At 72.9% G+C, this 8,027-nt stretch carries 7 protein-coding genes; 3 read left to right on the top strand and 4 right to left on the bottom strand.

Annotated features, from left to right (window positions below; genetic code table 11):
* Positions 1–384 precede the first annotated feature (384 nt).
* Entirely contained in the window at positions 385–1,587 is a 1,203-nt protein-coding gene (locus M878_RS83440; RefSeq protein WP_023551971.1) for an amino acid deaminase/aldolase, read from the top strand.
* A 12-nt stretch (positions 1,588–1,599) separates the two neighbouring features.
* On the opposite strand, the gene M878_RS83435 is transcribed toward M878_RS83440, so the two are convergent.
* Genes M878_RS83435 through M878_RS83425 form a run of 3 tightly spaced genes read right to left on the bottom strand, consistent with a single transcriptional unit; the run spans position 1,600 to position 5,155 of the window.
* Positions 1,600–2,382, bottom strand: coding sequence for a 3-oxoacyl-ACP reductase (locus M878_RS83435; RefSeq protein WP_023551970.1), 783 nt, complete (start codon positions 2,380–2,382; stop codon positions 1,600–1,602).
* On the bottom strand, positions 2,379–3,767 hold the full coding sequence (locus M878_RS83430; RefSeq protein WP_023551969.1) for an aldehyde dehydrogenase family protein: 1,389 nt from the start codon (positions 3,765–3,767) through the stop codon (positions 2,379–2,381). The genes M878_RS83435 and M878_RS83430 overlap by 4 nt, the downstream gene beginning before the upstream one ends.
* Positions 3,768–3,790: 23 nt before the next feature.
* Positions 3,791–5,155 (bottom strand): glutamine synthetase family protein, encoded by a 1,365-nt coding sequence (locus M878_RS83425; RefSeq protein WP_023551968.1) that lies wholly within the window; start codon positions 5,153–5,155, stop codon positions 3,791–3,793.
* A gap of 95 nt (positions 5,156–5,250) precedes the next feature.
* On the opposite strand from M878_RS83425, the gene M878_RS83420 reads away from it, so the two are divergent.
* Together M878_RS83420 and M878_RS83415 are read left to right on the top strand one after the other, a co-directional pair.
* Entirely contained in the window at positions 5,251–6,000 is a 750-nt protein-coding gene (locus M878_RS83420; RefSeq protein ID WP_023551967.1) for a FadR/GntR family transcriptional regulator, read from the top strand.
* Between the two features lie 52 nt (positions 6,001–6,052).
* Positions 6,053–6,760 carry a gamma-glutamyl-gamma-aminobutyrate hydrolase family protein gene (locus M878_RS83415; protein ID WP_023551966.1) on the top strand — a complete coding sequence of 236 codons (708 nt, stop codon included), beginning with the start codon at positions 6,053–6,055 and terminating at the stop codon, positions 6,758–6,760.
* Positions 6,761–6,794: 34 nt separating this feature from the next.
* Here the strand turns inward: M878_RS83415 and M878_RS83410 are convergent, their stop codons facing one another.
* A complete protein-coding gene (locus M878_RS83410; protein ID WP_023551965.1) occupies positions 6,795–7,748 on the bottom strand; it encodes a phosphotransferase in 954 nt (317 codons plus the stop codon).
* Between the last annotated feature and the right edge of the window lie 279 nt (positions 7,749–8,027).

The raw sequence follows: 8,027 nt of genomic DNA, 5'->3' as shown, positions 1-8,027 counted from the left end.
AGTCGACCGGCCCGGCTGAGCCTGCGAGGACGACGCACCCTGCGCGGACGACGCACCCGGCGGAGCCGATGGCCGAGGTGGCACCGGGGCTTGGCGCGCTTCCGTGCTCATGCACCCCCCGTTTCCTCGTGCCCGGTGCGTCTTCGCGTACGCGGGCCGCTGCGCTGCTCGGCCGCGCCCGGGGTGGAAGCTCCGTCCGGGCACGCATACCCGTACGGCCGGACCGGCATCCCGGTTCAGGTGAAGCGGCCGGGCGCGTTCCGCCGTACGTGCGCGTCACTCTACGGGTTGTCGGGGCCGGAATCAGAACCAGTCCGGGGCGGCGGGGCATCTGCCCGGAACGTCCCCCTACCCTGCGGTAATCCTGTCTGGCACGCTTCCGTCATGACTGCGCGTGCCGCTGATCGGGCCCGTTACGACCGGGCCACCGCCCATCTCGACGCCCCTCTCGCGATCGTGGACCTGGACGCCTTCGACGCCAACGCGGCCGATCTCGTCCGCCGGGCCGCGGGCAAGCCGGTCCGAATCGCCAGCAAGTCCGTGCGCTGCCGGGCCCTGCTGGAGCGGGCTCTGGCCAAGGACGGCTTCCAGGGCATCATGTCGTTCACCCTGGCCGAGTCGCTGTGGCTCGTCCGTTCCGGGTTCGACGACATCCTGCTGGCCTATCCGTCCGCCGACCGGAGCGGCTTCGCTGAACTGGCCGCCGATCCCAAGCTCGCCGGTGCGGTGACCGTGATGGTGGACGATCCGGCGCACCTCGACCTCATCGACGCGGCCCGCGACGGCGGGCGTGAACTCATCCGGGTCTGCCTGGAGTTGGACACCTCGCTGAAGCTGCTGGGCGGCCGGGTCCGGGTCGGGGCCCTGCGCTCTCCGCTGCGCTCCCCCGCCCAACTCGCCGAGCTGGCCGGCTCGGTGGCCCGGCGGCCGGGATTCCGGCTGGTGGGGATCATGGCGTACGAGGGGCATATCGCGGGGGTCGGGGACTCGCTGGCCGGGCGGCCGCTGCGGTCGCGGGCCATCCGGCTGATGCAGGCGGCGGCCCGCCGGGAACTGGCCGAGCGGCGGGCCGCGGTCGTGCGTGCGGTGCGGGCCGTCGTACCCGGCCTGGAGTTCGTCAACGGCGGTGGCACGGGCAGTGTGCAGCACACCGCCGCCGAGGACGCCGTGACCGAGATCGCGGCCGGTTCGGGGCTGTATGTGCCGCGGCTCTTCGACAACTACACGTCCTTCACCGGCCGCCCGGCGGCCCTGTTCGCCCAGCCCGTCGTGCGACGGCCGGGTGTCGGGGTGGTCACCGTGCTCGGCGGCGGGTATCCGGCCTCCGGTGCGGCCGGTCCCGACCGGCTGCCGGTGCCGTACCTGCCCGAGGGCCTGAGGTACGACCCGCAGGAAGGCCCCGGCGAGGTGCAGACCCCGTTGCTGGGCTCGCCCGCCGACGACCTCCTCATCGGCGACAAGGTGTGGTTCCGGCACGCCAAGGCGGGCGAGCTGTGTGAGCGGTTCGAGAAGCTGCATCTCGTCGAGGGGAACGCGGTGACCGCGACCGTACCGACCTACCGGGGTGAGGGGCACACCTTCCTCTGACGGGCCGTGGCTCTACAGCGGCGTGACGTACGCGCCCGCGATGCCGCCGTCCACCAGGAAGTCGGTGGCGTTGACGAAGGAGGAGTCGTCGCTGGCCAGGAAGGCGACGGCGGCGGCGATCTCCTCGGCCTCGGCGAACCGGCCGACCGGGATGTGGACGAGACGCCGCGCGGCCCGCTCCGGGTCCTTCGCGAACAGCTCCTGCAAGAGCGGGGTGTTGACCGGGCCCGGGCACAGGGCGTTCACGCGGATGCCCTCGCGGGCGAACTGCACGCCCAGCTCGCGGGACATGGCCAGCACGCCGCCCTTGGAGGCGGTGTACGAGATCTGGCTCGTGGCCGCGCCCATCCGCGCCACGAAGGACGCGGTGTTGATGATGGAGCCCTTGCCCTGCCGGCGCATATAGGGGATGGCGGCCTTGCAGCACAGGTAGACGGAGGTGAGGTTGACCTCCTGGACGCGCTTCCAGGCCTCCAGGCCGGTCTCCAGGATGGAGTCGTCGTCGGGCGGGGAGATTCCGGCGTTGTTGAAGGCGATGTCGACGCTGCCGTAGGTGTCGTACGCCGTCTTGAACAGCGCCTCGACCTGCTCGGGGTCGGTGACGTCGACCTTCACGAAGAGTCCGCCCACCTCGTCGGCGGCGGCCTTGCCGCGGGCCTCGTCCACGTCCGCGCAGATCACGTGGGCGCCCTCGGAGGCGAGCCGGCGGGCGGTGGCGAGGCCGATGCCGCTGCCGGCTCCGGTGACGACGGCGGTACGGCCGACCAGGCGGCGGCAAACAGATTCTGCGGTCACTGTGCGGGGCCCTCCGTGCTGTGGGAGACGTCGCTGATGAAGACGTTCTTGGTTTCGGTGAAGGCGGTCAGGGCGTCGGGGCCCAGTTCGCGGCCGAGGCCGGACTGCTTGAAGCCGCCGAACGGGGTCCAGTAGCGGACGCTGGAGTGGGAGTTGACGGACAGGTTGCCCGCGCGGACGGCCTGGGAGAGGCGCAGGGCGCGGCCGAGGTCCCGGGTCCACAGGGAGCCGGAGAGGCCGTAGGGAGTGTCGTTGGCGAGGCGGATCGCGTCCTGCTCGTCGGTGAAAGGGAGGAGGACGGCGACCGGGCCGAAGATCTCCTCGCGGGCCGCCGCGCTGTCGTGCCGCTCCCCCGTGAGGACGGTCGGCGGGAACCAGAAGCCGGGGCCGTCAGGGGCGCTGCCGCGCAGGGCCGGGGCGTCCGCGGGGACGTAGGACCGTACGCGCTCCAGCTGCTGACCGGAGATCAGCGGACCCATCTGCGTCTTCTCGTCGGCCGGGTCGCCCACGACGACATTGGCCAGCGCGTCGGCGAGGAACTCGCGGGCCTCGTCGTAGCGGGACTCCTGGACCAGGATGCGGGTGCGGGCGCAGCAGTCCTGGCCGGAGTTGTCCAGGAACGAGAACGGGTCGAGGGCGGCGGTGAGGTCGGCGTCGGCGAAGACGACGTTGGGGCTCTTGCCGCCGAGTTCCAGGGTGACCGGTTTGACCAGGCGGGCACAGCGCTCCATGACCTCGCGGCCGGTGCGGGTGGAGCCGGTGAACACGATCTTGGCGATGTCCGGGTGGTCCACCAGGGCGCGTCCGGCGATGTGGCCGTAGCCGGGCAGCACCTGGAAGACGTGCTCGGGCAGACCCGCCTCCAGGGCGAGTTCGGCGAGGCGGAGCGCGGTGAGCGGGGTGGTCTCGGCGGGCTTGAGGACGACCGCGTTGCCGGCCGCGAGCGCCGGGAAGGAGCCCCAGGCGGCGATCGGCATGGGGAAGTTCCAGGGGGCGATCACTCCGACGACACCCAACGGCTCCTGGAAGGTGATGTTCCAGCCGCCGGGCACGGGGATCTGCTGGCCGAGGATGCGTTCGGCGCCGCCGGCCGCGTACAGCAGCAGGTCGCGGGCGTTGCCCGCCTCCCAGCGCGCGTTGCCGACGGTGTGCCCGGCCTCGCGGACCTCCAGCTGGGCGAGTTCCTCGGTGTGGGCGTCGACCACGTCCGCGAAACGGCGGAGCAGCCGAGCCCGGTCGGCGGGGGCGAGTGCGGCCCATCCGCGCTGGGCGCGGACGGCCCGTACGACGGCGGCGGCCACGTCCTCCGCGCTCGCGGCGGGCACGGTGGCCAGGACCTCTTCCGTGGCGGGGTTGAGGACCCTCAACTCGTCTGAGTCGGACACGAATTGACCTTTCACAGGCTGGTTCACAGGCGTTCGAAGGAGCGGCGCAGCTCCCAGTCGGTGACCGCGGCGTCGAAGGCCTCCAGCTCGACGCGCGCCATGTTGGCGTAGTGCGCGACCACCTCGTCGCCGAAGGCCGCCTTCGCGATGGGGCTGTTCTCCCACAGCTCGGCTGCCTCGCGCAGGGTGGTCGGGACGTGTGCGAGGCCGGCGGTGTAGGCGTTGCCGGGGCAGGGCTCGGGCAGTTCGAGTTTCTGCTCGATGCCGTACAGGCCGGCCGCGACGAGTCCGGCGACGGCGAGATGGGGGTTCACATCGCCGCCGGGGAGGCGGTTCTCGAAGCGCAGGGACCGGCCGTGGCCGACCACGCGGAGGGCGCAGGTGCGGTTGTCGTGGCCCCACGCCACGGCGGTGGGGGCGAAGGAGCCCGGCTGGAACCGCTTGTAGGAGTTGATGTTCGGGGCGTAGAGGAGCGAGAAGTCGCGCAGTGCGGCGAGCTGTCCGGCGAGGAAGTGCCGCATGACGTCGGACATGCCGCCGGGGCCGTCTCCGGCCATGGCGTTGTTGCCGTCGGCGCCGGCGAGGGAGAGGTGGATGTGACAGGAGTTGCCCTCGCGCTCGTTGTACTTGGCCATGAAGGTGATCGAGACGCCCTCCTGGGCGGCGATCTCCTTCGCGCCGGTCTTGTACAGCGCGTGCTGGTCGCAGGTGACGAGGGCCTCGTCGTAGCGGAAGACGATCTCGTGCTGGCCGGGGTTGCACTCGCCCTTGGCCGACTCGACGGTGAGGCCGGCGCCGGCCATGTCGTTGCGCAGTCGGCGCAGCAGGGGCTCGATGCGGCCGGTGCCGAGGATGGAGTAGTCGATGTTGTACTGGTTGGCGGGCGTGAGCCCCCGGTAGCCCGCGTCCCAGGCCGCCTCGTAGCTGTCCTTGAAGACGATGAACTCCAGCTCGGTGCCGACCTGGGCGCTGTAGCCCAGCTCGGCGAGCCGTTCCAGCTGCCGGCGCAGGATCTGGCGGGGCGCGGCGACGACCGGGGAGCCGTCGTTCCAGGCGAGGTCCGCGACGAGCAGGGCGGTGCCGGGGTGCCAGGGGATACGGCGCAGGGTCGACAGGTCGGGACGCATGGCGAAGTCGCCGTAGCCGCGGTCCCAGGAGGACATCGCGTAGCCGTCGACGGTGTTCATCTCGGTGTCGACGGCGAGGAGGTAGTTGCAGCCCTCGGTGCCGTGGTGCAGGACCTCGTCGAGGAAGAAGCGGGCGGCGAACCGCTTGCCCTGGAGGCGCCCTTGCATATCGGGGAAGGCCAGGACGACAGTGTCGATCTCACCGCTCGCGACGAGGGCGTGCAGTTCCTCGACGCCGAGCGGGGGTGTGCGGTCTGCCACGGGAGAGCCTCCTTCGGCGCCTTCGCGCTTTTTCGGCCGGGCCGGGAGCCATAAGGTATTGCTCAGAACCATTGCTTGGGAAGGGGGTACGGCGAATGTCGCGGGAGACGGAGTGGCAGGGGACGCATACGCCGGGGGTCGACGGGCTCGCTCCGGTGCTGCGTCCGGTGCGGGCGGGCAACGGCTTCGAGGAGGCACTGGAGCAGATCCTCCAGGTCGTGCGGCTCGGCCTGGTGCCGGGCGGTGAGCGGCTGCCGGCCGAGCGGGAGCTGGCGGAGCGGCTCGGGATCAGCCGGGTGACGCTGCGCGAGGTGCTGAAGGTGCTCCAGGACCAGGGGCTGGTGGAGGCGCGGCGCGGGCGCTACGGCGGAACGTTCGTCCTGCCGCGCACGGACGCAGGCGGCGAGGACGAGCTACGGCGGCGGATCGCGTCGGTCGACATCGAGGACGTACTCCGGTTCCGCGAGGTCCTGGAGGTGGGCGCGGCCGGCCTGTGTGCGGCGCACGGACTGACGGCCGAGCAGGCGGACCGGCTGCGCGAGGCGCTGGCCCGCACGCACGACGCCCCGCTCGCCGACTACCGCCGCCTGGACACGCTGCTGCACCTGACACTGGCCGAGCTGTGCGGCTCCCCCTCCCTGACCGCGCAGTACGCGGCGGTCCGGGCCACGGTGAACGACCTGCTGGACTGCATCCCGCTGCTGGTACGCAACCTGGAGCACTCGCAGCGCCAGCACAGCGCGCTGGTGGAGGCGGTGCTGGACGGGGACGCGGACGGCGCTCGGGAGATGATGCGCGAGCACTGCGCGGGCACGGCGGCGCTGCTGCGGGGCTTCCTGGCATAAGCGCGCTCTGCAAAGGTGTGACGGTGAACCTTTGACTGCCGGGGAGGGCAGCATGACCGTACGGCCACTGATCGGCGTGAGCACATATCTGGAGTCCGGCGCGCGCTGGGGCGTGTGGGAGCTGGACGCGGCGCTGCTGCCGGCCGGCTATCCACGGCTGGTGCAGCGGGCCGGCGGGCTGGCCTGCATGCTGCCGCCGGACGTGCCCGAGAGCGCGGCGGAGACCGTGGCCCGGCTGGACGGGCTGGTCATCGCGGGCGGCCCGGACGTGGACCCGGCCCGGTACGGCGCCGAGCGCGAGCCCCGAACGGGTCCGCCCGCCGTGGCCCGCGACACCTGGGAACTGGCCCTGATCGAGGCCGCGTTGGACGCCGGAATGCCGGTGCTGGGCATCTGCCGGGGCATGCAACTGCTGAACGTGGCGCTCGGCGGCACGCTGGTCCAGCACCTGGAGGGGCACGCGGAGGTGGTCGGCGTGTTCGGCGGCCACCCGGTGAAGCCGGTACCGGGGACCCTGTACGCCGGGATCGTCCCGGAGGAGACGACCGTGCCCACCTACCACCACCAGGCCGTGGACCGGCTCGGCGCGGGACTGGTGCCGTCGGCCTACGCGGCGGACGGCACGGTGGAGGCGGTCGAACTGCCCGCGGACCGGGGCTGGGTGCTGGGCGTGCAGTGGCACCCCGAGATGGGCGAGGACCTGCGGGTGATGTCGGCCCTGGTCACAGCAGCCGCACGGGGCATGGCCGGACGGCCGTAGTCCCGGCCCCGGACAGCCCTGGCCCCGGACTGGATCACAGCCGCTTTCTGAGCCACTCCAGGGCCGCGTCGCCCTGGGCGCGCTGGAAGGGGCGCAGGGTGGGCAGGCCCGGCGGTGCCGGGTTCAGGGAGCTGCGCAGGAAGTAGCCGGTGAGACCGGCCAGAGCGGCGGTCACGGCGTCCGGGGCGGCGTCGCGGCCCAGCGGGTGCGCGGTGAACACCTCCTCCGGATCGGGCCCGCCCTGCGCCCGCACGCACGGCAGCATGACGAGAAGGTCGAACCAGGGCGCGGCGCGCAGGGCGTGCGGCCAGTCCACGAAGGCGACGCCCCCGTCGTCCGTGAGCAGCACGTTGTCCGCGCGCAGGTCGGCATGGGCCAGGGTGTCCCCCGAGGCGCCCTCGGCCCACCGGGCCTCCAGCGCGGCGAGGTCGGACAGATGCCCGGCGGTCCAGACACCGAGCCGGTCGCGCACATCACCGGCTTCGCCGTCGAGCAGCCGGCGCCAGCCGCTGAAGGCGTCCGCCAGGTCCTCGGCGACGGCCGGGACGTCCAGCGGGCACGGGGTTGCGGTGCGGCCGAGCACGGTCACGGCGTCGAGCACCCGGCCCAACTCGTCCGGCCGCCAGGGCACGTGCGGCTGGCGCCCGGCCACCTCCTCGAAGACCAGCGCCACCCAGGTGCCGTCGTCGTAGGTCCCGAGCAGCCGGGGGGCGGGTACGGCGGCCGGGAGCGCGGCGGCGATCCGGGCCTCCCGGCGGTGCAGGCCGGGGCTGTGCGGATTGGCTTCGCCGCTCACCGCCTTGACGAAACCGGTGCCGCCCGCGGCGGTCCGCACCCGTGCGGCCACGCCGGGCGAGAAACCGCCGCGCTGTGTCTGCGACCGTACGACCGGCGCCCCGAGCATCTCGCCTACGGCGTCTCGGACGGCGGAGGGGAGGTCTTCCCAGGGGGTGCGGGCGCCTGCGGCGGGCGGGGCGGTGACGGTCATGTCGGCATGGTGCCGGGCTGGTCGGCCGGCTGGCCAGGGATTTTCGGTGCGGGCGCCTGCGGCGGGCGGGGTGGCGCCGTCGGGCTTGTGGCCGTCTGCCGGGTGCGGGTACGTGGTGGCCGGTCGCGCCCACGCGGCGGAGCCGCATATCGATACAGCCCCGCGCCCCTCGGGGAGCTGCAGCACCGCCCGCTTCGAAGTACCGCCGCCGCTGCGGGCAGTCGTGCCGCTGGGGCGGCGCCCGTCCCACAGAAGCGGCACCCCGCAAGCGCGGGCAAG

The organism is Streptomyces roseochromogenus subsp. oscitans DS 12.976 (assembly GCF_000497445.1).
Classification (GTDB): domain Bacteria; phylum Actinomycetota; class Actinomycetes; order Streptomycetales; family Streptomycetaceae; genus Streptomyces; species Streptomyces oscitans.
The sequence above is the reverse complement of the archived record's forward strand: the minus strand, read 5'-3'. Positions and strand labels throughout refer to the sequence as shown.

Bases quoted from the DNA above. Each gene is read 5' to 3' on its own strand.
- M878_RS83440 (WP_023551971.1), top strand. From the start codon at position 385: ATGACTGCGCGTGCCGCTGATCGGGCCCGTTACGACCGGGCCACCGCC.
- M878_RS83415 (WP_023551966.1), top strand. From the start codon at position 6,053: ATGACCGTACGGCCACTGATCGGCGTGAGCACATATCTGGAGTCCGGC.
- M878_RS83420 (WP_023551967.1), top strand. From the start codon at position 5,251: ATGTCGCGGGAGACGGAGTGGCAGGGGACGCATACGCCGGGGGTCGAC.
- M878_RS83410 (WP_023551965.1), bottom strand. From the start codon at position 7,748: ATGACCGTCACCGCCCCGCCCGCCGCAGGCGCCCGCACCCCCTGGGAA.